The sequence below is a fragment of the Enterobacter cloacae complex sp. IR53030 genome (assembly GCF_049238365.1).
Classification (GTDB): Bacteria; Pseudomonadota; Gammaproteobacteria; order Enterobacterales; family Enterobacteriaceae; genus Enterobacter; species Enterobacter kobei.
On record NZ_JBMKHA010000020.1, the window covers coordinates 59,211 to 83,860 of the forward strand.

General features: G+C 56.7%; 18 protein-coding genes. 10 read left to right on the forward strand and 8 right to left on the reverse strand.

The window, feature by feature from the left end; translation table 11 throughout:
* Nucleotides 1–150 precede the first annotated feature (150 nt).
* The 5 genes from greB (at nt 151) to feoC (ending at nt 6,183) form a co-directional block, all read left to right on the forward strand.
* A complete protein-coding gene (gene greB, locus ACOTXR_RS18860; RefSeq protein ID WP_014885539.1) occupies nt 151–624 on the forward strand; it encodes a transcription elongation factor GreB in 474 nt (157 codons plus the stop codon).
* Between the two features lie 87 nt (nt 625–711).
* Nucleotides 712–3,042: a Tex family protein gene (locus tag ACOTXR_RS18865; protein ID WP_045135552.1), complete on the forward strand. Its 2,331-nt coding sequence runs from the start codon at nt 712–714 to the stop codon at nt 3,040–3,042.
* 318 nt (nt 3,043–3,360) lie between these two features.
* A complete protein-coding gene (gene feoA, locus ACOTXR_RS18870; protein WP_008503050.1) occupies nt 3,361–3,588 on the forward strand; it encodes a ferrous iron transporter A in 228 nt (75 codons plus the stop codon).
* A gap of 29 nt (nt 3,589–3,617) precedes the next feature.
* Nucleotides 3,618–5,936: a Fe(2+) transporter permease subunit FeoB gene (feoB, locus tag ACOTXR_RS18875; RefSeq protein WP_421767066.1), complete on the forward strand. Its 2,319-nt coding sequence runs from the start codon at nt 3,618–3,620 to the stop codon at nt 5,934–5,936.
* A gap of 10 nt (nt 5,937–5,946) precedes the next feature.
* On the forward strand, nt 5,947–6,183 hold the full coding sequence (gene feoC / locus ACOTXR_RS18880) for a [Fe-S]-dependent transcriptional repressor FeoC (RefSeq protein ID WP_014885542.1): 237 nt from the start codon (nt 5,947–5,949) through the stop codon (nt 6,181–6,183).
* Between the two features lie 44 nt (nt 6,184–6,227).
* On the opposite strand, the gene ACOTXR_RS18885 is transcribed toward feoC, so the two are convergent.
* The gene (locus tag ACOTXR_RS18885) at nt 6,228–6,497 is read right to left on the reverse strand and encodes a YdgH/BhsA/McbA-like domain containing protein (RefSeq protein ID WP_023309499.1); all 270 of its coding nucleotides are present in this window, start codon (nt 6,495–6,497) and stop codon (nt 6,228–6,230) included.
* Between the two features lie 111 nt (nt 6,498–6,608).
* Complete coding sequence (gene bioH, locus ACOTXR_RS18890; protein ID WP_058690275.1) at nt 6,609–7,382, reverse strand: pimeloyl-ACP methyl ester esterase BioH; 774 nt, start codon at nt 7,380–7,382, stop codon at nt 6,609–6,611.
* 36 nt (nt 7,383–7,418) lie between these two features.
* On the opposite strand from bioH, the gene gntX reads away from it, so the two are divergent.
* From gntX to gntT, 3 genes are all read left to right on the forward strand, one after another.
* Nucleotides 7,419–8,102 (forward strand): DNA utilization protein GntX, encoded by a 684-nt coding sequence (gntX, locus tag ACOTXR_RS18895; protein WP_058690276.1) that lies wholly within the window; start codon nt 7,419–7,421, stop codon nt 8,100–8,102.
* A gap of 61 nt (nt 8,103–8,163) precedes the next feature.
* On the forward strand, nt 8,164–8,739 hold the full coding sequence (gene nfuA, locus ACOTXR_RS18900) for a Fe-S biogenesis protein NfuA (RefSeq protein ID WP_003861601.1): 576 nt from the start codon (nt 8,164–8,166) through the stop codon (nt 8,737–8,739).
* A 360-nt stretch (nt 8,740–9,099) separates the two neighbouring features.
* Entirely contained in the window at nt 9,100–10,416 is a 1,317-nt protein-coding gene (gntT, locus tag ACOTXR_RS18905) for a gluconate transporter (protein WP_014885546.1), read from the forward strand.
* Between the two features lie 110 nt (nt 10,417–10,526).
* On the opposite strand, the gene malQ is transcribed toward gntT, so the two are convergent.
* On the reverse strand, nt 10,527–12,605 hold the full coding sequence (gene malQ / locus ACOTXR_RS18910) for a 4-alpha-glucanotransferase (RefSeq protein ID WP_050862876.1): 2,079 nt from the start codon (nt 12,603–12,605) through the stop codon (nt 10,527–10,529).
* A gap of 9 nt (nt 12,606–12,614) precedes the next feature.
* Nucleotides 12,615–15,008 carry a maltodextrin phosphorylase gene (gene malP / locus ACOTXR_RS18915; RefSeq protein ID WP_058690277.1) on the reverse strand — a complete coding sequence of 798 codons (2,394 nt, stop codon included), beginning with the start codon at nt 15,006–15,008 and terminating at the stop codon, nt 12,615–12,617.
* Between the two features lie 585 nt (nt 15,009–15,593).
* Between malP and malT the strand changes: the two genes are divergently transcribed.
* Nucleotides 15,594–18,299 carry an HTH-type transcriptional regulator MalT gene (gene malT, locus ACOTXR_RS18920; RefSeq protein ID WP_058690278.1) on the forward strand — a complete coding sequence of 902 codons (2,706 nt, stop codon included), beginning with the start codon at nt 15,594–15,596 and terminating at the stop codon, nt 18,297–18,299.
* A gap of 122 nt (nt 18,300–18,421) precedes the next feature.
* Here the strand turns inward: malT and ACOTXR_RS18925 are convergent, their stop codons facing one another.
* The 3 genes from ACOTXR_RS18925 to glpE are packed head-to-tail and all read right to left on the reverse strand — an operon-like array spanning nt 18,422 to nt 20,407.
* Nucleotides 18,422–19,180, reverse strand: a complete 759-nt coding sequence (locus ACOTXR_RS18925; protein ID WP_014885550.1) for a DeoR/GlpR family transcriptional regulator — start codon at nt 19,178–19,180, stop codon at nt 18,422–18,424.
* 16 nt (nt 19,181–19,196) lie between these two features.
* Nucleotides 19,197–20,027: a rhomboid family intramembrane serine protease GlpG gene (gene glpG, locus ACOTXR_RS18930; RefSeq protein ID WP_014885551.1), complete on the reverse strand. Its 831-nt coding sequence runs from the start codon at nt 20,025–20,027 to the stop codon at nt 19,197–19,199.
* Between the two features lie 47 nt (nt 20,028–20,074).
* On the reverse strand, nt 20,075–20,407 hold the full coding sequence (gene glpE, locus ACOTXR_RS18935) for a thiosulfate sulfurtransferase GlpE (RefSeq protein WP_014885552.1): 333 nt from the start codon (nt 20,405–20,407) through the stop codon (nt 20,075–20,077).
* 188 nt (nt 20,408–20,595) lie between these two features.
* Between glpE and glpD the strand changes: the two genes are divergently transcribed.
* Entirely contained in the window at nt 20,596–22,104 is a 1,509-nt protein-coding gene (glpD, locus tag ACOTXR_RS18940; protein ID WP_014885553.1) for a glycerol-3-phosphate dehydrogenase, read from the forward strand.
* Between the two features lie 87 nt (nt 22,105–22,191).
* Here glpD and glgP read toward each other — a convergent pair whose 3' ends face one another.
* Complete coding sequence (gene glgP, locus ACOTXR_RS18945; RefSeq protein WP_045135454.1) at nt 22,192–24,639, reverse strand: glycogen phosphorylase; 2,448 nt, start codon at nt 24,637–24,639, stop codon at nt 22,192–22,194.
* Nucleotides 24,640–24,650: the final 11 nt, after the last annotated feature.

The window sequence follows — 24,650 nt, forward strand, 5'->3', positions numbered from 1 at the left end:
TGGTATAAATTCTAGTCGAAATTGTTACAAAGCATATTTAACAGCAGCTTATCTGCTCATTTCATCACATAAATCATTATTAATCCTGTCTGTTACACTGTGTGGTACGTATTGTGCGCCAGACAGAAAACAGGCAGCAAAGGCTTTACCATGAAAACGCCCCTGATCACCCGCGAAGGGTACGAAAAACTCAAAAAAGAGATGGATTACCTGTGGCGAGAAGAGCGCCCTGAAGTAACCAAAAAGGTGACCTGGGCGGCAAGCCTGGGCGATCGCAGCGAAAATGCTGACTACCAGTACAACAAAAAGCGACTGCGTGAGATTGACCGTCGGGTACGCTACCTGACCAAGTGCCTTGAGAACCTGAAAATTGTCGATTACTCCCCGCAGCAGGAGGGCAAAGTGTTCTTCGGCGCGTGGGTGGAGATTGAAAACGACGACGGTGACACCCTGCGTTTTCGCATTGTCGGCTACGATGAAATTTTTGGTCGTAAGGATTACATCTCCATCGACTCCCCGATGGCCCGCGCGCTGCTGAAAAAGGAAGTGGGTGATTTGGCCGTCGTTCAGACTCCCGCCGGTGAAGCCAGCTGGTACGTCAATGAGATCGTCTACGTAAAATAGTCCGAGAGCGCCCTCCCCGGCTGGCATTTTGCCGTGTCAGCCCGTATAACTATCCCCTGATTTTTCGACTCAACAGATGATAAAGCCATGATGAAAGATTCGCTCTGCCGCATTATTGCGGGTGAACTTCAGGCCAGAGCCGAACAGGTAGAAGCTGCCGTTCGCCTGCTTGATGAAGGGAACACCGTGCCGTTTATTGCACGTTATCGTAAGGAAGTCACCGGCGGTCTGGATGACACGCAGCTGCGTAACCTGGAAACCCGTCTGGGATACCTGCGTGAACTGGAAGACCGTCGTCAGGCGATCCTCAAATCCATTGGCGAACAGGGCAAGCTGACCAGCGAACTGGAAAGCGCCATTAACGGCACCCTGAGCAAAACCGAACTCGAAGATCTCTATCTGCCTTACAAACCGAAGCGCCGCACGCGCGGGCAGATCGCGATTGAAGCAGGCCTTGAGCCGCTGGCCGACCTGCTGTGGAATGAGCCGTCCCACCATCCGGAAACTGAGGCGGCGAAATTCATCGATGCCGACAAAGGCGTCGCGGACACCAAGGCCGCCCTCGACGGTGCGCGTTACATTCTGATGGAACGCTTTGCCGAAGACGCCGCCCTGCTGGCTAAAGTGCGTGATTACCTGTGGAAGAATGCGCACATCGTCTCTACCGTCGTGGCGGGGAAAGAGGACGAAGGCGCGAAATTCCGCGACTACTTCGATCACCACGAACCGATATCTACCACCCCATCACACCGTGCGCTGGCAATGTTCCGCGGCCGCAACGAAGGTGTGCTGCAGCTCTCTCTGAACGCTGATCCGCAGTTTGACGAGCCGCCGAAAGAGAGCCACTGCGAGCAGATCATCATTGACCATCTCGGCCTGCACCTTAACAACGCTCCGGCAGACAGCTGGCGCAAAGGCGTGGTGAGCTGGACCTGGCGCATCAAGGTGCTGATGCACCTCGAAACCGAGCTGATGGGCACCGTGCGCGAGCGCGCCGAAGATGAAGCGATCAACGTTTTCGCCCGTAACCTGCATGACCTGCTGATGGCGGCGCCTGCTGGCCTGCGCGCGACCATGGGTCTCGATCCGGGCCTGCGTACCGGCGTGAAAGTGGCGGTGGTTGACGGCACCGGCAAGCTGGTCGCCACTGACACCATCTATCCGCACACCGGACAGGCAGCGAAAGCGGCTGTCGTGGTTGCCGCTCTGTGTGAAAAATACAACGTCGAGCTGGTCGCCATCGGTAACGGTACGGCGTCCCGCGAGACTGAACGTTTCTTCCTCGACGTGCAGAAGCAGTTCCCGAAAGTCACGGCGCAGAAGGTGATCGTCAGCGAAGCGGGCGCATCAGTCTATTCCGCCTCCGAGCTGGCGGCGCAGGAATTCCCGGACCTGGACGTTTCATTGCGCGGCGCGGTCTCTATCGCCCGTCGTTTGCAGGATCCGCTGGCGGAGCTGGTGAAAATTGATCCGAAATCCATCGGCGTGGGCCAGTACCAGCACGATGTGAGCCAGACTCAGCTGGCACGCAAGCTGGATGCGGTCGTAGAAGACTGCGTAAACGCCGTCGGTGTTGACCTGAATACCGCCTCCGTGCCGCTGCTGACCCGCGTGGCGGGCTTAACCCGCATGATGGCGCAGAACATCGTCGCCTGGCGTGATGAGAACGGCCAGTTCCAGAACCGTCAGCAGCTGCTGAAGGTGAGCCGTCTGGGGCCGAAAGCGTTTGAGCAATGCGCGGGCTTCCTGCGCATCAACCACGGCGATAACCCGCTGGATGCCTCCACCGTTCACCCGGAAGCCTACCCGGTGGTGGAACGTATTCTGGCCGCCACCCAGCAGGCGCTAAAGGACCTGATGGGCGATAGCAGTGCCCTGCGCAACCTCAAAGCGGTGGATTTCACCGACGATAAATTTGGTGTGCCAACCGTCACCGATATCATCAAAGAGCTGGAAAAACCGGGCCGCGATCCGCGTCCTGAGTTCAAAACGGCGACCTTTGCTGACGGCATCGAGACCATGAACGATCTGCTGCCCGGCATGGTGCTGGAAGGTGCGGTAACTAACGTCACCAACTTCGGCGCGTTTGTGGATATCGGCGTGCATCAGGATGGCCTGGTTCACATCTCTTCTCTCGCCGACAAGTTCGTTGAAGACCCGCACACCGTGGTCAAAGCGGGCGACATCGTGAAGGTGAAAGTACTGGAAGTGGACCTGCAGCGCAAACGTATCGCCCTGACCATGCGTCTGGACGAGCAGCCAGGCGACACCAACGCGCGTCGTGGCGGAAACGGTGGCGCTCGTGACTCTCAGCGCCCGGCCGCGAAAGCGGCAAAACCGCGCGGGCGTGATGCTCAGCCAGCGGGCAATAGCGCGATGATGGATGCGCTGGCGGCCGCGATGGGCAAGAAGCGCTAAGTGATAAACGCCCGGTGGCGCTACGCTTACCGGGCCTACGGTTTTGTAGGCCGGGCAAACGCAGTGCCGCCCGGCAAGCAGGCCGCAAAGAATTAAAACAAATAGAGTGCATCCATATTTAAACCACTAATTATCACTTCATTAACAAATAACCCTCTTCTCTTTATCTCCGCATTTCAGCAAATATTGAGCAAGGTCAAACAGGCCGTAAATTAATACACCAAACAACATTCCGTCACAGTTTTATTATTGCTGATAAAAACTATTCTCATTATCATCCCATAGTAGATAATTTAACCTTTCGTGGAAGCAGGCGTTATGCAATTCACTCCAGACAGTGCGTGGAAGATTACCGGTTTTACCCGCGAAATTAGCCCGGCCTATCGGCAAAAGCTGCTCTCGCTGGGCATGCTGCCCGGCTCGTCATTCCAGGTGGTGCGCGTGGCGCCGTTAGGCGATCCGGTTCACATTGAAACCCGACGCGTGAATCTGGTCCTGCGTAAAAAAGACCTCGCATTAATAGAAGTCGAAGCCTTATCCCGATAACGAGCCAGCGGTTTCAGTGAGTCTAAAAAATGAAAAAATTAACTATTGGCTTAATTGGCAATCCTAATTCCGGCAAGACCACGCTATTTAACCAGCTCACGGGCGCGCGCCAGCGCGTCGGTAACTGGGCAGGCGTAACCGTTGAACGTAAAGAAGGCCAGTTCACGACAACGGATCATCAGGTCACTCTGGTTGACCTTCCCGGCACCTATTCCTTGACCACCATTTCGTCGCAGACCTCGCTCGATGAGCAAATTGCCTGCCACTACATTCTGAGCGGCGACGCGGATCTGCTGATCAACGTGGTCGACGCCTCCAACCTCGAGCGCAACCTCTACCTGACGCTGCAACTGCTGGAGCTGGGTATTCCCTGCATCGTGGCGCTCAACATGCTCGACATTGCAGAGAAACAAAAGCTGCGCATCGACGTCGATGCCCTCTCCGCGCGCCTGGGTTGCCCGGTAGTGCCGCTGGTCTCAACGCGCGCTCGCGGGATTGATGCCCTGAAGCTGGCGATTGACCGTCACACGGGAAATCACGACGTTGAGCTGGTGCATTACGCCCGCCCGCTGCTGCGCGAAGCCGATCTGCTGGCGCAGGAGATGGACAAAAGCATGCCTGCAAAACAGCGCCAGTGGCTCGGCCTGCAGATGCTGGAAGGCGATATCTATAGCCGCGCCTGTGCCGGACATGCGGCAGATAAACTGGACGCGACGGTGGCCCGTCTCAGCGACGAGCTGGACGACCCGGCGCTGCATATCGCCGATGCACGATACCAGGCCATCGCCTCGATTTGCGACGTGGTCAGTAATGCCCTGACGGCGGAACCCAGCCGCTTTACGGCGGCGGTGGATAAGATTGTACTCAACCGCTTCCTCGGTTTGCCGATCTTCCTGCTGGTGATGTACGTGATGTTCCTGCTCGCCATCAACATCGGCGGCGCACTCCAGCCGATTTTTGACGCCGGTTCCGTCGCGATCTTTGTACACGGGATTCAGTGGGTGGGTTACACCCTGCACTTCCCGGAGTGGCTAACCATTTTCCTCGCTCAGGGGCTCGGCGGGGGCATTAACACCGTTCTGCCGCTGGTACCGCAGATCGGCATGATGTATCTGTTCCTCTCGTTCCTGGACGATTCAGGTTATATGGCGCGCGCCGCGTTCGTCATGGACCGCCTGATGCAGGCCCTGGGTCTGCCCGGCAAATCCTTCGTACCGCTGATTGTCGGCTTCGGCTGTAACGTGCCGTCGGTCATGGGTGCCCGTACCCTGGATGCTCCGCGTGAACGCCTGATGACCATTATGATGGCGCCGTTTATGTCCTGCGGTGCGCGTCTGGCCATCTTCGCCGTCTTTGCGGCCGCCTTCTTTGGTCAGCAGGGCGCGCTGGCTGTCTTCTCGCTGTATGTTCTGGGCATCGTGATGGCGATCCTGACCGGTTTAATGCTCAAGCACACGATTATGCGCGGTGAAGCCTCACCGTTTGTCATGGAGCTGCCGGTCTATCACGTTCCACACCTGAAAAGCCTGGTGATCCAGACCTGGCAACGCCTGAAAGGGTTTGTGCTGCGTGCTGGTAAGGTGATTGTCATCGTCAGCATTTTCCTGAGCGCGCTGAACAGCTTCACCCTCAGCGGTCAGGCAGCAGATAACATCAACGATTCTGCCCTCGCCTCCGTCAGCCGCATCATCACGCCGGTCTTCAAACCGATTGGCGTGCATGAGGATAACTGGCAGGCGACCGTGGGCCTGTTCACCGGTGCGATGGCGAAAGAGGTGGTTGTCGGCACCCTGAACACGCTCTACACCGCGGAGAACATCCAGGAACAGGAATTTAATCCGGCAGCGTTTCACCTCGGTGATGAACTGCTGGGTGCCGTCGAGGAGACCTGGCAGAGCCTGAAAGATACCTTCAGCCTGAGCGTGCTGGCGAACCCGATTGAGGCCAGCAAAGGCGACGGTGAAATGGCGACGGGTGCCATGGGCGTGATGGGCGAGAAATTTGGTAGCGCATCTGCGGCCTACAGCTATCTCATCTTTGTTCTGCTCTATATTCCGTGCATCTCCGTCATGGGAGCGATTGCGCGTGAATCCAGTCGCGGCTGGATGGGCTTCTCCATTCTATGGGGGCTGAATATCGCTTACTCGCTGGCGACGCTGTTTTATCAGACCGTTAATTTCAGTCAGCACCCACGCTACAGCCTGGTTTGTATCCTCGCGGTTGTCCTGTTTAACGTGATGGTTCTCGGCCTGCTGCGCCGGGCACGCAGCCGCGTCGATATCGACCTGCTGGCAATTCGTAAAACCGCCGCGACCTGCTGCAACAGCCCGGCGGGCGACTGTCACTAAGGAGCACACCATGGCGTCATTGATTCAGGTGCGTGACATGCTGGCTCTGCAGGGCCGGATGGAGGCGAAACAGCTGAGCCTCAGCCTACATACGCCCCAGCCGATGATCGATGCCATGCTGGAACGCCTTGAAGCCATGGGTAAAGCCGTGCGGATCCAGGAGGAGGCAGAGGGTTGCCTCTCTGGCAGTTGTAAAAGTTGTCCGGAAGGAAAGGCTTGCCTGAGGGAGTGGTGGGCACTGCGCTAATACTGCACTCATAAAGCCGGGCATCGCTGCCCGGCTTTATCATATTACTTATAGACGTCCGCGGTGGCGCGTACGTTTTTGGTCTGTTTTTCTGCACTGGTGACGACGTAATACGTCCCGCCCAGCTCATCCGCTTTCTTCGACAGCTCTTTTCTTGCATCCATCGGCGCGGTGGTGTCAGACGTAGAAATCTCACCGATTTTCGTCAGATTCATGCCGGCAACTTTATCTTTTTCCAGCTCTTTTGCCGCAAAGACGCCAAATGACAGTGACCCAATAACCAGAGAAGTGACAATACCTGTAACAAGTTTCATAGCCTGACTCTCCATAGGATTGTTGTTTTGATCATCGTAGGCATAACAACCGCAACGACATCTGGAGTATGGTTGCGGTGTGTTACTTTTTCCAGGCTGGATAGAAAATAATCAGTCTAAACGTTGACTTAACGCAATGAGTGCTGAACAAAATTCCGTCGGATGAGAGATAAACGGGGCATGCGCGGCTTTGGCAATGATCTGCGATTCGCTGTCCGGCCATAGGGAGTCCAGCAAGGGCACCACTTTGCGCGGCACCAGCCCGTCAAGATAACCATAGATACGCAGATGCGGCATCGTCAGCGCGGCCAGCGGCACACGGAGATCGACCGTTTTCAGAATTTCAAGGCCGCCGTTGAGCACCTCAACGTCCGGCATCGGCAAAGAGAGCACCACCTGCTTCAGCGCTCTGGCATCCTGTCGCGCGGTTTCGGTGCCCATCGTCTGTAGCGCGAGGAACCGCTCTACGGTCCGCTGGAAATCGTCACTCAGCTGCTGCTGGAAACCCGCCAGCACGTCAGGCTTTATGCCGGGCCACGTCTCCTGCGCGCTAAAGCAGGGCGATGAGGCCACCGTCACCAGCGCGTTTACGCGCTCGGGCCAGGAAAGCGCAATCTGGCTTGCCACCAGCCCGCCCAGACTCCAGCCCAGCCAGATGGCATGTTGTGGCGCCGCGTTCAGCACCTCCTGCGCCATCTCTTCGAGCGTCATCGCACCATAACCATGGCTACGGCCATACCCCGGTAGATCAACCAGATGTAACGTAAATTGCGAGGCAAGTTCCTCGTTTATGCAATGCCATACTTCTGCATTCAGGCCCCATCCGTGCAGCAGCACAAGATGGCAATTTCCTGTCCCAACGGTCTGCCACCACAGCGTCTTCATCAGTTACTGTTCTCTTTTTTCACATGGAGGTTGAATATGCTAACAGTGCCCGGCTTGTGCTGGCTATGCAAAATGCCGCTTGCCCTTAGCGCCTGGGGCGTCTGTTCCGTCTGCACGCGTTCGCTGGAAAGGCGTATCACCACCTGCCCACAATGTGGTTTACCCGCCGCGAACCGCTATTTACCCTGTGGCCGCTGCCTGAAAAAACCCCCGCCGTGGAGCGCACTGGTGGCTGTGGATGATTACGTTCGGCCGCTGAGCAGGCTGATTCACGCCCTGAAGTTTTCCGGCCAGAGTTCGCTGGCACCGCCCCTTGCCCGCCTGTTATTGCTGGCGGTTTTACAGGCACGGCGAACCCGCGCCCTGCCGAAAATTGATATGGTGGTCAATGTTCCCCTGTATCGCCATCGCCACTGGCGGCGTGGTTACAATCAGAGCGACCTGCTCTGCCGTCCGCTCGCCCGCTGGCTCGGCTGTCGATACACTGCCAGCGCACTCACCCGCGTACATGCCACCGCCGTTCAGCATCAGCTCAACGCCCGGCTGCGCAAAAGAAACCTCAAAAATGCCTTTCGCCTTGAATTGGCGGTTAACGGCCTCCATATCGCGATTGTGGATGATGTCGTCACCACAGGCAGTACCGTTGCTGAACTTTCCCGACTGCTTTTGCGAAGCGGCGCCGCGTCGGTTCAGGTATGGTGTCTGTGCCGTACCTTGTAGCCCTTCTTCAATGGGCGTATGATTATACCCAGGTAATTTAGTCAACTATTAGGCCAAAGCTATGATCCGTATTTCCGATTCTGCACAAGCGCACTTTGCCAAACTGCTGGCAAATCAGGAAGAAGGGACGCAGATCCGCGTGTTTGTGATCAACCCAGGCACGCCGAATGCAGAATGCGGTGTCTCTTATTGTCCACCAGACGCTGTGGAAGCAACTGACACTGCCCTTAAGTTTGAACAGCTCACCGCTTATGTTGATGAGCTGAGCGCGCCGTATCTTGAAGATGCGGAGATCGACTTCGTCACCGACCAACTGGGCTCTCAGCTGACCCTGAAAGCGCCGAACGCCAAAATGCGTAAAGTCTCAGACGATGCCCCGCTGATGGAGCGCGTTGAATATCTGCTGCAATCCCAGATCAACCCCCAGCTGGCGGGTCATGGTGGTCGCGTTTCCCTGATGGAAATCACGGAAGACGGCCTGGCGATCCTGCAGTTTGGTGGCGGCTGTAACGGTTGTTCTATGGTCGATGTGACGCTGAAAGAAGGGATCGAGAAGCAGCTGCTGAACGAGTTCCCGGAACTGAAAGGCGTACGTGACCTGACCGAGCACCAGCGCGGCGAGCATTCTTACTACTAAGCCGTCTGCCTTTGCCCGGTGGCGCTGCGCTTACCGGGCCTACAAAACAGTTACTGCATTCGAATCGCAGGCCGGGTCAGGCGAAGCCGCCACCCGGCTTTTGTTTTCCCGCCGCGCCTCCTCTATATGTTGACCTGCGTCTCATAATTCACATTTTGCCTGCCTGGGTGATTCTCAACCACGCCATGTTACCCGTATCATTCTCGTGGGCACTAAGCACACTCATAACAGCCGACTAAACTTAATGGTTTGCAAGGCATCAGTATTAGTGCCGTTACTTCTCTGTTCCCAGTTGGGACAATCGGAATGTGTCGTTGAAACAATGACGTTACCCATAACAATTCAAAGGCCAGGTAAATCATGCCATTAGTCATCGTTGCTATCGGTGTTGTGTTATTACTGCTCTTGATGATCCGTTTCAAAATGAACGGATTTATCGCTCTGGTTCTGGTGGCACTTGCAGTCGGTCTGATGCAGGGTATGCCGCTGGTTAAAGTTATCAGCTCCATTAAAGCCGGTGTCGGCGGCACGCTCGGCAGCCTGGCGCTGATCATGGGCTTCGGTGCCATGCTCGGCAAAATGCTGGCAGACTGTGGCGGCGCGCAGCGTATTGCCACCACGCTTATCGACAAATTTGGTAAGAAGAACATTCAGTGGGCGGTGGTATTGACCGGTTTTACCGTCGGTTTCGCGCTGTTCTATGAAGTGGGCTTCGTGCTGATGCTGCCACTGGTGTTCACCATCGCAGCGGCGGCTAACATTCCGCTGCTGTTTGTGGGTGTGCCAATGGCTGCGGCGCTGTCCGTGACCCACGGCTTCCTGCCACCTCACCCGGGCCCAACGGCAATCGCCACCATCTTCCACGCCGATATGGGTAAAACCCTGCTGTTCGGTACGATTCTGGCAATCCCGACCGTGATTCTGGCAGGCCCGGTATATGCCCGCTTCCTGAAAGGTATCGATAAGCCAATTCCGGAAGGTCTGTACAGCGCGAAAACCTTCACCGAAGAAGAGATGCCTGGCTTTGGCGTCAGCGTCTGGACCTCACTGGTACCGGTGATCCTGATGGCGATGCGCGCCGTGGCAGAGATGATCCTGCCGAAAGGTCATGCGTTCCTGGGCGTGGCAGAATTCCTGGGCGATCCGGTCATGGCTACGCTGATTGCCGTCCTGATCGCGATGTTCACCTTCGGTCTGAACCGGGGTCGTTCAATGGATCAGATCAACGACACATTGACCTCTTCCATCAAAATTATTGCCATGATGCTCCTGATCATCGGCGGTGGCGGTGCGTTCAAGCAGGTGCTGGTTGACAGCGGCGTGGACAAATACATCGCTGCGATGATGCATGAAACCAACGTGTCGCCGCTCCTGATGGCCTGGTCTATTGCCGCGGTTCTGCGTATTGCGCTGGGTTCTGCAACCGTTGCTGCGATTACTGCAGGCGGTATCGTTGCGCCGCTGATTGCCACCACGGGCGTCAGTCCTGAGCTGATGGTTATCGCGGTCGGTTCCGGTAGCGTGATTTTCTCTCACGTGAACGACCCGGGCTTCTGGCTGTTTAAGGAGTACTTCAACCTGACCATCGGTGAAACCATCAAGTCCTGGTCCGCGCTGGAAACCATTATTTCGGTGTGTGGCCTGGTTGGGGTGCTGCTGTTGAATATGGTGGTTTGATGTCATAAGTCGGGTGGCGGCTTCGCCTTACCCGACCTACTGGCTCCATGTAGGCCCGGTAAGCGTAGCGCCACCGGGCAATAAAAAACCCGCCACTGGCGGGTTTTTTATCACTTCTTAGCAGCCGCTTTTCGCCGCTTATCCAAATCCTTAATCAGCCTGTTCACCCCGTCATCGGCAAACATCTTCTCAAGCGTTGTGGACAATTTGCGACGCCAGTTCTTGTACTGATAGCTGGTGCCCGGAATGTTCACCGGCTCCGCCATATCAATCCAGTCTTCCGGCTGAAGGCCAAGCAGAGCGCTGTTGCTGTCGGCAATATAGCGCTGCAAACCGCGGTTGAGCGTTGGCGTCATCGCCATCAGCGACGCCTTGTGACCGGCGCGCTTCGGCAGGCAGCCATGCTTATGCAGCGCATCCAGCAGCCCCTGCTTCGCCAGCTCGCGATCCTGATACAGCCCGCGCAGAACCTCTTCATCAGGATAGAGACCCAGCGTTTTCCCGAGCGTCAGATCGCCGCTTTCCCAGTAACCTCTGAGCGTAGGAAGATCATGCGTCGTCGCGACTGCCATTGACTGTTCTGGATACGCTTTCGGCGCGCGGAAGGTTTTCTCATGGTCGTTTTCAAAATAGAGCACTTTATAGGAGTACACGCCGCTGTCGCGGAGCTTGCTGACAATTTCCACCGGCACGGTACCGAGATCTTCCCCGATCACCATACACTGGTGACGCTTACTCTCCAGGGCCAGGATCGACAGCAGATCGTCTACCGGATACTGGACGTACGCGCCGTGATCGGCCGTTTCACCGTAAGGGATCCACCACAGGCGCAGTACGGACATGACGTGGTCAATACGCAGCGCGCCACAGTTTTGCATGTTCGCACGCAGCAGGTCGATAAACGGCTCGTAGGCGCGCGCCGCCATCACGTGCGGATCCATCGGCGGCAAGCCCCAGTTCTGACCGAGCGGCCCAAGGATATCCGGCGGCGCACCGACGGACGCTTTCAGGCAGTAAAGCTCACGGTCACACCAGGTTTCCGCGCCGCCTTCTGCCACACCGACGGCCAGGTCGCGATACAGGCCGATCGGCATGTTATAGCCCTGGCTTACCTGCCAGCAGGCGGCAAACTGGCTGTAGGCCAGCCACTGCAGCCACAGATAGAAGTCCACCTCGTCGGCATGCGTTTTACAGAAGGCTTTGACTTCCGGGGTATCCACGGACTGGTACGCTTCCGGCCAGACCGGCCAGCCCCAGCGCATTTCGTCCTCTTTCACCTGATGCGCGTGCAGCGCATCGAATGCCGCCTGCCAGTAGAGGCTTTCGCCTTCCTGCGCCACAAACTGGCGGAAGGCCGCCATCTGATCGTCATTGCGCTTAGCAAAGCCTTTCCAGGCCAGACGCAGCGCCGCCATTTTTAGCGCGGTCACAGTAGCGTAATCGACCCAGTCCGCTTCGCGGGCCTGTTTCAGCATCTGCTTCGTGGTCTCAAGCTTCCACCACGCCTGCGCGTCTTTACTGTTTTTAAAATCATCCAACGCGTTAACGTCGATATAAATGACGTTCAGCCAGCGACGGGAGGACGGGCTGTACGGGCTGGCGCTTTCCGGGTTCGCCGGATAGAGCGCGTGGATCGGGTTGAGGCCGATGAACGCGCCGCCGCGCTCACCCACGGAGGCCAGCATATTCTTCAGATCGCCAAAATCGCCGATGCCCCAGTTGCTGTCGGAACGCAGCGTGTAGAGCTGCACGCAGGCGCCCCACAGCTTTTTACCTTCGAGCAGCGCCTGCGGCTCATAGCAGCGTTTTGGCGCGACGATCACCCGGCAGTGAAAACGCTGCTCGTCCTGGGTGAGCGTCAGGCTGTGATAGCCCTCCGGCAGTTTCGCCGGAAGGTTAAACGCTTTGCCGCCGGTGGCGTGGCCTTTATGCTGATGCCCCTCTTCGGTGGTGAGCAGCCAGCTAAACTCGCCGCGCCCCTCCACCGTTAGCGACATTTTTTTGCCCGCAGTAAAGACCTTTACGTTTGGCACCGGTAGTGCCGACGCTTTCGCGTCGGCTTTGTGCATGGCATTCAGCAAACGTCTTTTGGTGTCCGCACCAATAGACTGCGGTTTGCCGTGCGCATTGATGTAACTGAGGCTAATTCCCGCCGCCTGCGCGGCACTGTCCAGACGTTTACTCTCCATCGCGCTTCCTTAGCGTTTTGCCTGCCAGATACGAGCCTGATAATCACGGATTGAGCGGTCAGAGCTGAACATACCGCAGCGCGCCGTGTTCAGAATGCATGCCCGGGTCCACGCGTCCTGGTCGCGATACAGCACGTCGACCTGCTTTTGCGCGTCCACATAGGCGGTGAAATCGGCCATCACCAGATACGGGTCACCGCCATGCTTGTCCATGCTGTGCAGCATCTGGTCAAACGCGTGCTTGTCACCGTCGCTGTATTTACCGCTCTCCAGCTCTTTCAGCACCGCATCCAGCACTTTGTCTTTCTTACGCCATTTCACCGGGTCGTAGCCTTTGGCCTTGATGGCTTTCACCTCTTCCACGGTATGACCGAAGATGAAGATATTCTCTTCACCGACCTGCTCAGCGATTTCGACGTTCGCACCGTCCAGCGTGCCAACGGTCAGCGCACCGTTCAGCGCCAGCTTCATGTTACCGGTGCCGGAGGCCTCTTTCCCTGCGGTCGAGATCTGCTCGGAAATATCCGCCGCCGGGATCAGCATTTCAGCCGCCGAGACGCAGTAATCCGGCAGGAACACCACCTTCAGCTTGTCGCCCACATTCGGATCGTTGTTGATCGCCGCCGCCACTTTATTAATGGCGAGGATGATATTTTTCGCCAGGTAGTAGCCCGGTGCCGCTTTCGCACCGAACAGGAACACGCGCGGCACGCGGTCGGCCTGCGGGTTCTCGCGGATCTCTTTATACAGCGCCAGGATGTGCAGCAGGTTAAGGTGCTGACGTTTGTACTCATGCAGGCGCTTGATCTGGATATCGAAAATGGCATTCGGGTTGATCTCAATCCCGGTGCGCGCTTTCACAAACGCCCCCAGACGAACTTTGTTCTCCAGCTTGATGGCACGGTACTGCTCGCGGAACTTCGCGTCATCCGCGTATTTTTCCAGGTTGATGAGCTGGTCCAGATCGTTGGCCCACTCTTTCTTCAGGGTCTTATCCAGCAGATCGGCCAGCAGCGGGTTGCACTGCTTGATCCAGCGACGCGGCGTGATGCCGTTGGTCACGTTGTGGAATTTGGTCGGCCACAGCTGGTGATATTCCGGGAACAGATCTTTGACGACCAGATCCGAGTGAAGGGCCGCTACGCCGTTCACCGCAAAGCCGCTCACCACGCACATGTTCGCCATGCGAACCTGCTTATCGTGGACCACTGCCAGCTTCGCCCAGACCGCTTTATTGCCTGGCCAGGTTTTATCCACCAGGGTTTTAAACCGATCGTTAATCTTGTTGATGATCTGCATATGGCGCGGCAGCAGCGCTTTCACCAGCTTCTCATCCCAGCACTCCAGCGCTTCCGGCATCAGGGTGTGGTTGGTGTAGGCGAAGGTGCGGCTGGTAATCGCCCAGGCGTCATCCCAGCTCAGCTGATGCTCGTCGATCAGCACGCGCAGCAGTTCAGGAATGGCGATGGTCGGGTGCGTGTCGTTGAGCTGAATCACTTCGAAGTCCGGCAGCTGTGCCAGCTTGCGGCCCGCCAGGTGATGACGGCGCAGAATGTCCGCCACGGAGCAGGCGCACTGGAAATACTGCTGCATCAGACGCAGTTTTTTACCCGCCAGATGGTTGTCGTTCGGGTAGAGGACTTTGGTCAGCTTCTCGGCGTCGATACCCTGCTGCTCGGCACGCAGGAAATCGCCGTCGTTGAATTTGGTCAGGTTGAACGGATGAGCGTGCTTCGCCTGCCACAGGCGCAGCGGCTGCGCCACGCCGTTACGGTAGCCAAGCACCGGCAGATCCCAGGCTTCACCGGTGATGGTGAAAGCCGGTTCCCAGAGGCCTTGCTTTGTGACTTTCCCACCGATGCCGACCTGCACGTCCAGCTGCGCATTGTGGCGGAACCACGGGTAGGTATTGCGGTGCCAGTCATCTGGCGCTTCCATCTGGTGACCATCAGCGAACGACTGACGGAACAGGCCATACTGATAGTTCAGGCCATAGCCAATGGCGGACTGGCCAACCGTTGCCATGGAGTCAAGGAAGCAGGCCGCCAGGCGACCCAGACCACCGTTACCGAGAGCCGGGTCAATCTCTTCTTCCAGCAGGTCAGTCAGGTTGATGTCGTGCGCTTTCAGCACATCACCCACCTCCTGATACCAGCCAAGGTTCAGCAGATTGTTGCCCGTCAGGCGGCCAATCAGGAATTCCATCGAGATATAGTTGACGTGACGCTGGCCTTTGACGGGCTTCGCCACGGGTTGAGCATCCAGCTGCTCTGCGAGCGCCCCGCTCACCGCCTGCCACCACTGGTGAGGCGTCATCTCGTTTGCAGCATGAAGGCCAAAACGCTGCCACTGACGCGTCAGGGCAGCCTGGAATTGAGCTTTGTTGAAGGTAGGCTGTGACATAGGGGATCGGCATCCTTTAGAAAGAAAACACAAGTTGGCGCTAGTGTGCCTGGCTCATTTCACCTCTTCCTCATCCTGTGGGGGATTAGACAGGGAGGAGTAGCGGGGATGAGCATAAAAGTGTGATCGAGGCCACTCTCAGAGCATAGCCTGAGTGTGCCCGGAAGAGGAAAACGTCACCGGGAAGAATGTCAAAGAAATGAAATGCAGTTTCGGACGAAATTAATCCGCGCTGAAATGATTACTTACGTAGAATAATATTTCTGCAATTGGGTCATATCTAAGGAGATTATTAAGCTCACTGAACTTTACCCGGACTTTATTAAATTTGGCGTCACTATCCCTTTCTGAAACCAGTTTCAGCATAACCGCAAGAGAACCATACAAGCCAGCACTGGCGCGGCGTCACAGCCCTTTCAGGAAAGTTCCATCATCTGCCTGAATGTTTTGTGACAGAGTGCAAATTCAGAGCCACCAAATCCAGACATAACTTGCAATAGTTCTCTATCTGTCCGACCTTATAGCTATTAATTACGAAGCGCAAAAAAAATAAAATCTCTCGTTCCCCACAGTGAAGTGAAACCTATGTTGATTCCGTCTAAATTAAGTCGCCCGGTTCGTCTCGACCATACAGTGGTCCGCGAGCGTCTGCTGGCTAAACTTTCCGGCGCGCATAATTTCCGACTGGCGCTGGTTACGAGCCCTGCAGGTTATGGAAAAACAACGCTAATTTCGCAATGGGCCGCAGGTAAGAGCGATCTTGGCTGGTACTCCCTTGATGAGGGCGATAACCAGCAAGAGCGTTTTGCCAGCTATCTGATTGCTGCCATTCAACAGGCCACGAATGGACACTGCGTCGCCAGTGAGGTGATGGTGCAAAAGCGCCAGTACGCCAGCCTGTCCTCCCTTTTCTCTCAGCTGTTCATTGAACTGGCTGAATGGCATCGTCCGCTTTATGTGGTGATTGATGATTATCATCTGATTTCAAATCCGGTTATCCACAAGTCGATGCGTTTCTTCCTGCGCCATCAACCGGAAAACCTGACCCTGGTGGTGCTGTCGCGCAACCTGCCGCAGCTGGGCATTGCCAACCTGCGCGTGCGCGATCAGCTGCTGGAGATTGGCAGCCAGCAGTTGGCCTTTACCCATCAGGAAGCGAAACAGTTCTTCGACTGTCGCCTGACCTCGCCGATTGAGGCCGCTGAAAGCAGCCGCCTGTGCGATGACGTCGCGGGCTGGGCCACGGCGTTGCAGCTGATTGCCCTCTCTGCGCGGCAAAACAACAGCCCGACACACCAGTCGGCACGGCGTCTGGCCGGTATCAACGCCAGCCATCTCTCTGATTATCTGGTGGACGAGGTGCTGGACAGCGTTGATCCTTCAACCCGTCATTTCCTGCTGAAAAGCTCCCTGCTGCGTTCGATGAACGACGCGCTGATCGTGCGCGTTACCGGCTGTGAAAACGGCCAGTTACAGTTGGAAGAGATTGAACGTCAGGGCCTGTTCCTGACACGCATGGACGATCCCGGCGAGTGGTTCAGCTACCATCCCTTGTTTGGTAGCTTCCTGCGCCAGCGCTGTCAGTGGGAGCTTGCCACAGAACTGCCGGAAATCCATCGGGCCGCCGCTGAAAGCTGGATGGCGCAAGGCTTCCCGAGCGAGGCCATTCACCACGCGCTGGCTGCCGGTGACGCCAGTATGCTGCGCGATATTCTGCTCAACCACGCGTGGGGGCTGTTTAACCACAGCGAACTGACGCTGCTGGAAGAGTCGCTGAAAGCCCTGCCGTGGGAGAGCCTGCTTGAGAACCCGCGTCTGGTTCTGCTGCAGGCTTGGCTGATGCAAAGCCAGCACCGCTACAGTGAGGTCAATACCCTGCTGGCGCGTGCCGAGCAGGAGATGGAAAGTGAAATGGATACTACCCTGCACGGCGAATTTAACGCCCTGCGGGCGCAGGTCGCAATTAACGACGGCGATCCGGATGAAGCGGAACGGCTGGCGATGGTCGCGCTGGATGAGCTGCCGCTGGCTAATTTCTACAGCCGCATCGTGGCGACCTCGGTACACGGGGAAGTACTGCACTGCAAGGGCGAGCTGACGCGCTCCCTTTCCCTGATGCAGCAAACCGAGCAGATGGCGCGCCGCCATGATGTGTGGCACTACGCCCTGTGGAGTCTGATTCAGCAAAGTGAAATTTTATTCGCTCAGGGGTTCCTGCAGGCTGCCTGGGAAAATCAGGAAAAAGCGTTCCAGCTGATTCGTGAACAGCATCTGGAACAGCTGCCGATGCACGAGTTCCTGTTGCGCATTCGCGCTCAGCTGCTGTGGGCATGGTCGCGCCTCGATGAAGCAGAAAGCTGCGCCCGTCAGGGTGTGAACGTGCTTTCTGGCTTCCAGCCGCAGCAGCAGTTGCAGTGCCTGGCGCTGCTGGTGCAGTGCTCGCTGGCGCGCGGCGATCTCGATAACGCCCGCAATCACCTTAACCGTCTGGAAAACCTGCTCGGCAACGGCCAGTACCACAGCGACTGGGTGTCAAACGCCGATAAGGTCCGGGTGATTTACTGGCAGATGACGGGGGATAAAAAATCCGCCGCCAACTGGCTGCGTCATACGCCAAAACCAGAGTTTGCCAATAACCACTTCCTGCAAAGCCAGTGGCGCAACATCGCCCGCGTGCAGATCCTGCTGGGTGACTTCGAGCCTGCCGAGATCGTACTGGAAGAGTTAAACGAAAACGCCCGTAGCCTGCGCCTGATGAGCGATCTGAACCGCAACCTGCTGCTGCTTAACCAGCTTTACTGGCAGGCGGGACGCAAAAATGACGCCCAGCGCGTGCTGCTGGAAGCGCTGCAGCTGGCGAACCGTACCGGGTTTATCAGCCACTTTGTGATTGAAGGTGAAGTGATGGCGCAACAGCTGCGCCAGCTGATTCAGCTGAATACCCTGCCGGAGCTGGATCAGCATCGTGCTCAGCGTATTCTGCGCGAGATTAACCAGCATCATCGCCACAAATTTGCGCATTTTGATGAGAACTTCGTTGAACGTCTGTTAAACCATCCGGAAGTGCCGGAGCTTATTCGCACCAGCCCGCTCACCCAGCGGGAATGGCAGGTGCTGGGGCTGATCTATTCCGGCTACAGCAACGAGCAGATTGCCGGTGAGCTGGCGGTGGCGGCGACCACCATCAAAACGCACATTCGTAATCTGTATCAGAAGCTGGGTGTGGCGCATCGTCAGGATGCGGTACAGCATGCGCAGCAGCTATTGAAGATGATGGGGTATGGCGTTTAGGTTTTGTGCGGCCTGATGCCCTCACCCCGGCCCTCTCCCACAGGGAGAGGGAGAACAATTTGTAGGTCGGGTAAGCGCAGCGCCACCCGACACAATTCCTGGCACAATTCCTAGCACAATTCCTAGCACAATTCTAACTGCAAATTATTATCTTTAATCACCTGCATCACGCCCGCTGGCGGCATCGCGTCGGTGTAGACCGCATCCACAATGCTGATGCTGCCCATGTTCACCATCGCGTTACGGCCAAACTTCGAATGATCCACCACCAGCATCACGTGGCGTGAATTTTCAATAATCGCGCGCTTGGTGCGCACCTCGTGGTAATCAAACTCCAGCAGCGAGCCGTCGCTGTCGATACCGCTGATCCCCAGAATGCCGAAGTCGAGGCGGAACTGAGAGATAAAGTCGAGGGTCGCTTCACCGATAATGCCCCCGTCGCGGCTGCGCAGTTCTCCACCGGCGAGGATGATCCGGAAATCGTCTTTCTGCATCAGAGTGTTGGCGACGTTCAGGTTGTTAGTGACCACGCGCAGGTTCTCGTGATCCAGCAGCGCGTGAGCAACCGCTTCCGGCGTGGTACCGATGTCAATAAACAGCGTCGCCCCGTTTGGGATTTGGCTCGCCACTTTACGGGCTATGCGTTCTTTTTCCGCCGTCTGCGTGGCTTTACGGTCATGCCAGGAGGTGTTGACCGAGCTGGACGGCAGCGCCGCCCCGCCGTGGTGGCGCAAAATACGGTTCTGATCGGCCAGATCGTTCAGGTCACGACGGATCGTTTGCGGGCTGACGGCAAACTGCTCGACGAGCTCTTCGGTGCTGACGTATCCCTGTTTTTTGACCAGTTCGATAATGGCGTCATGACGTTGTGTTTGTTTCATCAATTATCCCTGAGAATTATGTTCGTTTTCGCGCATGGAGCGTGTCGGCAAGCGCCATTGCCAGCCCGACCGCCAGGCCGGTGACGTGCGCACCATTGGCGATAGACATACCAAACAGATCAAACCATCCGGCAATTAGCCATATTAACGCAAAGGCTATTAATCCGCGTTGTAAATAGATGCCGCTTTCCGGGTCGCGCTCTCCGCGAAGCCAGACATAGCCCATCAGGGCGTAGACGACGCCCGACAGCCCACCGAACCACGGGCCGCTGAATTTATGCTGCACGTAGCCGCTCAACAGGGCGCTAATCACGGTGATCACGATCAGCTTACCGCTGCCGAGTCGCTTCTCGACAATCCCGCCGAGATACCACCACCACAGCAGGTTGAAGAGAATATGCATCACTGAGAAGTGCATCAGCGCATGGGTGAAGTAGCGCCAGACGTCAAACTCCAGAGAGGGGTCGTACGGCCACGCCAGGGCGATCATCACGCTCTGGTCGCCCACCACGTTCATGATAATGAAGACGATAATACAGGCGGCCATCAGCAGCAGCGTAAACGGCCCTGCGCGCTCGCGAATCGTGGCAAGAAAAGGGAAACGACTGTAATGCAATCCGCTGCCCGTCTGGCCGGATTGCCAGCTTGCCGCCAGATAGCGCGGGTCGCCAGGATTCTCAAGAAAACGCGCCAGCTCCTCGTTTACCCGCCCGGCCTGGCTCTCATCGGCCAGCCAGACATCGGTCTGCGTATGTTGCTGAATGGTCAGAATAACGCCCTGCGTTGCCATATAGTCGACAAACGCCTGGGCGACGCGCGGATTGGTAAAAGAGGTGATCATCAACATGGGCAGCGGTCGCTTATTTCCACACAAAAGGGAACAGTATAGCGGGATTAGCGCTCAAAGGCGTATTCCACTTCTGCCGGGAAATGACGATGCCAGGCATCGAAGCCGCCGTCGACGCTGTACACCGCGTCGTAGCCCTGCTGAAGCAGATACTGCGCCGCGCCTTTGCTGCTGTTGCCGTGGTAACACATCACCATCACTGGCGTATCGAAGTCGTTATCGCGCATAAACGCGCCCAGCGTGTCGTTGGTGAGATGGAACGCGCCCGGCGTATGGCCCATCGCAAAACTCTGGGGATCGCGGATATCCACCAGCACCGCCGTTCCCTGGTGCATCTTCTGATGGGCTTCTTCTACGTTAATACATTCAAACTGATCCATGGTGTTCTCTTTACAGGGGTCAACGACACAATTTTACCCCGTAGTGTACGTCCTGGCGGCGGGTAAACGCCATTATGTTATCCATATCACTCTAAATTGTTTTTTTGATGTTACCAAAAGCGCGTTCCTTTGCTATTATGAGCGATATCGAACATTTTTGAGCTTTAACGAAAGTGCATGAGGGTGTTATGGAAACCAAAGATCTGATTGTGATAGGCGGTGGCATCAACGGTGCCGGTATTGCGGTCGATGCCGCAGGACGCGGTTTATCCGTGCTGATGCTGGAAGCTAACGATCTCGCCTGCGCGACGTCGTCCGCCAGCTCCAAGCTGATCCACGGTGGCCTGCGCTACCTGGAACACTACGAATTCCGCCTGGTCAGTGAAGCGCTGGCCGAACGTGAAGTGCTGCTAAAAATGGCGCCGCATCTGGCGATCCCGATGCGTTTCCGTCTGCCCCATCGCCCGCACCTGCGTCCGGCGTGGATGATCCGAATTGGTCTGTTTATGTACGATCATCTGGGTAAACGCACCAGCCTGCCGGGTTCGAACGGTTTGCGTTTTGGCTCAGAATCGGTCCTGAAGCCTGAAATCGTGCGCGGTTTCGAATATTCCGACTGCTGGGTGGACGATGCACGTCTGGTGCTGGCGAATGCGCAGATGGTGGAGAAGAAAGGTGGCGAGGTGAAAACCCGTACCCGCGCTACCGCCGCGCGTCGTGAAAACGGCCTGTGGATCGTCGAAGCAGAAGACATTGATACCGGCGAGAAATTCAGCTGGAAAGCGCGCGGTCTGGTGAACGCCACCGGTCCGTGGGTGAAGCAGTTCTTCGACGACGGCATGCATCTGCCTTCGCCGTACGGCATCCGCCTGATCAAGGGCAGCCATATTGTGGTGCCGCGCGTACACACGCAAAAACAAGCGTACATTCTGCAGAACGAAGATAAGCGCATCGTGTTTGTGATCCCATGGATGGACGAATTCTCGATCATCGGCACCACCGACGTGGAGTACAAAGGCGATCCGAAAAACGTTGAGATCGACGAGAGCGAAGTGAACTACCTCCTTAAAGTGTATAACGCACACTTTAAGAAACAGCTGTCCCGCGATGACGTGGTCTGGACTTACTCCGGCGTGCGTCCGCTGTGCGATGACGAGTCTGACTCACCGCAGGCCATCACCCGCGACTATACGCTCGATATTCACGACGTAGACGGCCAGGCGCCGCTGCTGTCGGTGTTTGGCGGCAAGCTCACCACCTACCGCAAGCTGGCGGAGCACGCGCTGGAAAAACTGGCCCCGTACTATAAGGGCATTGGCCCGGCATGGACCAAAGGCGCGGTATTGCCCGGCGGTGATATCGGCGACAACCGCGACGATTATGCCGCGAAGCTGCGCCGTCGCTTCCCGTTCATTACCGAAGGCATGGCGCGCCACTACGCCCGCACCTACGGCAGCAATACCGAGCTGTTCCTCGGTGATGCGAAGGACATTGCGGATCTGGGCGAGCATTTCGGTCACGAGCTGTACGAAGCCGAGCTGCGTTACCTGGTCGAGCACGAGTGGGTTCGCCGCCTGGACGACGCCATCTGGCGCCGTACCAAAGAAGGGATGTGGCTGAATGCCGAACAGCAGTCGCGTGTGGCGCAGTGGCTGCAGCAGCATGCGGGAAAGCGTGAGCTGTCGTTAGCGTCGTAATTGAAAAAAAGCCGGGTGGCGGCTCCGCCTTACCCGGCCTACTCGATCCCGTAGGCCCGGTAAGCGCAGCGCCACCGGGCTTTGTTTTTACAGCCTAACCGGATCAATATGCCAGATAGTCTCGGCATACTCCTTGATGGTCCTGTCGGACGAGAAATACCCCATATTGGCGATGTTATGCATCGCAGCACTGGTCCACTTCTCCTGCTGACGGTACAGTTCGTCCACCTTATCCTGACAGTCCACGTAGCTGCGATAATCCGCCAGCACCTGGTAGTGATCGCCAAAGTTAATCAGCGAATCCACCAGATCGCGATAGCGGCCCGGCTCGTCCGGGCTGAACACACCGGTTGCGATCTGCGTCAGTACCTGACGTAACTCTTCATCTTTTTCATAGAACTCACGCGGCGAGTAGCCTTTCTTGCGCAGCGCCTCCACTTCTTCCGTGGTGTTCCCGAAGATAAAGATGTTCTCAGCCCCTACGTGCTCCAGCATCTCAACGTTCGCCCCGTCCAGGGTGCCAATGGTCAGCGCACCGTTGAGGGCAAACTTCATGTTACTGGTCCCGGAGGCTTCCGTACCTGCCGTCGAAATCTGCTCAGAGAGATCCGCCGCCGGGATGATCAGCTGCGCCAGGCTTACGCTGTAGTTCGGGATGAACACCACCTTCAGCTTGTCGCCAATATCCGGATCCAGGTTGACGACCTTCGCCACATCGTTGATGAGATGGATAATGTGCTTCGCCATGTAATAGGCGGAAGCGGCTTTACCGGCGAAGATTTTCACGCGCGGCACCCACTCGGCCGTCGGGTCGGCCTTAATCCGGTTGTAGTGGGTAATCACATGCAGCACGTTCATCAGCTGACGCTTGTACTCGTGAATACGTTTGATCTGCACGTCAAACAACGCTTTCGGGTTGGCGACCACGTTCAGATGCAGCGCAAGGTAAACCGACAAACGCTTTTTGTTCAGCAGCTTGGCTTCGCGCACGGCTTTGTTCACCGTCGGGAAATCAATGTGCTGTTCCAGCTCGCTCAGCTGGCTCAGGTCGGTGCGCCAGGTGCGGCCAATGTTCTGATCCAGCACGTCAGAAAGCGGCTGGTTCGCCAGCGCCAGCCAGCGACGCGGCGTGACGCCGTTGGTCACGTTGCAGAAACGCGTCGGGAAGATCTTCGCGAAATCCGCAAACAGCGACTGCACCATCAGGTTTGAGTGGAGCTCAGACACGCCGTTTACCTTGTGGCTGATCACTACCGCCAGCCAGGCCATGCGTACGCGACGACCGTTGGATTCATCAATGATCGACGCCCGGCTCAGCAGGCCGGTATCGTTCGGGTACTGCTCCTGCAGCGTCTTGAGGAAGTAGTCGTTAATCTCGAAGATAATCTGCAGATGGCGCGGCAGGATTTTGCCGAGCATATCCACCGGCCAGGTTTCCAGCGCTTCGCTCATCAGCGTGTGGTTGGTGTACGAGAACACCTGGCAGGTCACCTCGAATGCCTCATCCCAGCTGAACTTATGCTCGTCGATAAGCAAGCGCATCAGCTCTGGAATAGAGAGCACCGGGTGCGTGTCGTTGAGGTGAATCGCGGTTTTCTCCGCCAGATTGGCGTAGGTTTTGTGCAGCTGGTGATGGCGGCTGAGGATATCCTGAATCGTCGCCGAGACGAGGAAATACTCCTGGCGCAGGCGCAGCTCACGGCCGGAGTAGGTTGAGTCATCCGGATAGAGGACGCGGGACACGTTTTCAGAGTGGTTTTTATCTTCCACCGCGGCGAAATAGTCACCCTGATTGAATTTACCGAGATTAATCTCGCTACTGGCCTGGGCGCTCCACAGGCGCAGCGTGTTGGTGGCATCGGTGTCATAGCCGGGGATAATCTGGTCGTAGGCCACGGCCAGGATCTCTTCGGTCTCCACCCAGCGGGATTTTTTGCCTTCCTGCTGAATACGCCCGCCAAAGCGCACCTTGTAGCGGGTATTGTGACGCTTGAACTCCCACGGGTTGCCATACTCCAGCCAGTAGTCCGGCGACTCTTTCTGACGCCCGTCGACGATGTTCTGCTTGAACATGCCGTAGTCGTAGCGAATGCCGTACCCGCGTCCCGGCAGCGCCAGGGTCGCCAGCGAGTCGAGGAAGCAGGCGGCAAGACGCCCCAGGCCGCCATTGCCAAGGCCCGGGTCGTTCTCTTCGTCAATCAGCTCTTCTAAATCCAGCCCCATCTCTTCGAGGGCGGTTTTAACGTCGTCGTAAATGCCGAGCGACAGCAGCGCGTTGGAGAGCGTGCGGCCAATCAAAAATTCCATCGACAGGTAGTAAACCTGACGCGTTTCCTGCGAGAGCTGGGCGCGGTTTGATCGCAGCCAGCGTTCAACTAAACGGTCGCGCACCGCAAACAGAGTGGCGTTCAGCCACTCGTGTTTGTTGGCGATGACCGGATCTTTCCCGATGGTGAACATCAGCTTATAGGCGATGGAGTGCTTTAACGCCTCAACGCTGAGCGTGGGTGAAGAGTAGCTAAATGGAGCATTCATATCAGTAACTT

Coding starts and splice junctions, on each gene's coding strand:
- feoA (WP_008503050.1), top strand. CDS start 3,361: ATGCAATTCACTCCAGACAGTGCGTGGAAGATTACCGGTTTTACCCGC.
- bioH (WP_058690275.1), bottom strand. CDS start 7,382: ATGAAGACGCTGTGGTGGCAGACCGTTGGGACAGGAAATTGCCATCTT.
- glgP (WP_045135454.1), bottom strand. CDS start 24,639: ATGAATGCTCCATTTAGCTACTCTTCACCCACGCTCAGCGTTGAGGCG.
- glpG (WP_014885551.1), bottom strand. CDS start 20,027: ATGTTGATGATCACCTCTTTTACCAATCCGCGCGTCGCCCAGGCGTTT.
- greB (WP_014885539.1), top strand. CDS start 151: ATGAAAACGCCCCTGATCACCCGCGAAGGGTACGAAAAACTCAAAAAA.
- ACOTXR_RS18865 (WP_045135552.1), top strand. CDS start 712: ATGATGAAAGATTCGCTCTGCCGCATTATTGCGGGTGAACTTCAGGCC.
- feoC (WP_014885542.1), top strand. CDS start 5,947: ATGGCGTCATTGATTCAGGTGCGTGACATGCTGGCTCTGCAGGGCCGG.
- ACOTXR_RS18885 (WP_023309499.1), bottom strand. CDS start 6,497: ATGAAACTTGTTACAGGTATTGTCACTTCTCTGGTTATTGGGTCACTG.
- malT (WP_058690278.1), top strand. CDS start 15,594: ATGTTGATTCCGTCTAAATTAAGTCGCCCGGTTCGTCTCGACCATACA.
- gntT (WP_014885546.1), top strand. CDS start 9,100: ATGCCATTAGTCATCGTTGCTATCGGTGTTGTGTTATTACTGCTCTTG.
- nfuA (WP_003861601.1), top strand. CDS start 8,164: ATGATCCGTATTTCCGATTCTGCACAAGCGCACTTTGCCAAACTGCTG.
- malQ (WP_050862876.1), bottom strand. CDS start 12,605: ATGGAGAGTAAACGTCTGGACAGTGCCGCGCAGGCGGCGGGAATTAGC.
- feoB (WP_421767066.1), top strand. CDS start 3,618: ATGAAAAAATTAACTATTGGCTTAATTGGCAATCCTAATTCCGGCAAG.
- glpD (WP_014885553.1), top strand. CDS start 20,596: ATGGAAACCAAAGATCTGATTGTGATAGGCGGTGGCATCAACGGTGCC.
- glpE (WP_014885552.1), bottom strand. CDS start 20,407: ATGGATCAGTTTGAATGTATTAACGTAGAAGAAGCCCATCAGAAGATG.
- ACOTXR_RS18925 (WP_014885550.1), bottom strand. CDS start 19,180: ATGAAACAAACACAACGTCATGACGCCATTATCGAACTGGTCAAAAAA.
- malP (WP_058690277.1), bottom strand. CDS start 15,008: ATGTCACAGCCTACCTTCAACAAAGCTCAATTCCAGGCTGCCCTGACG.
- gntX (WP_058690276.1), top strand. CDS start 7,419: ATGCTAACAGTGCCCGGCTTGTGCTGGCTATGCAAAATGCCGCTTGCC.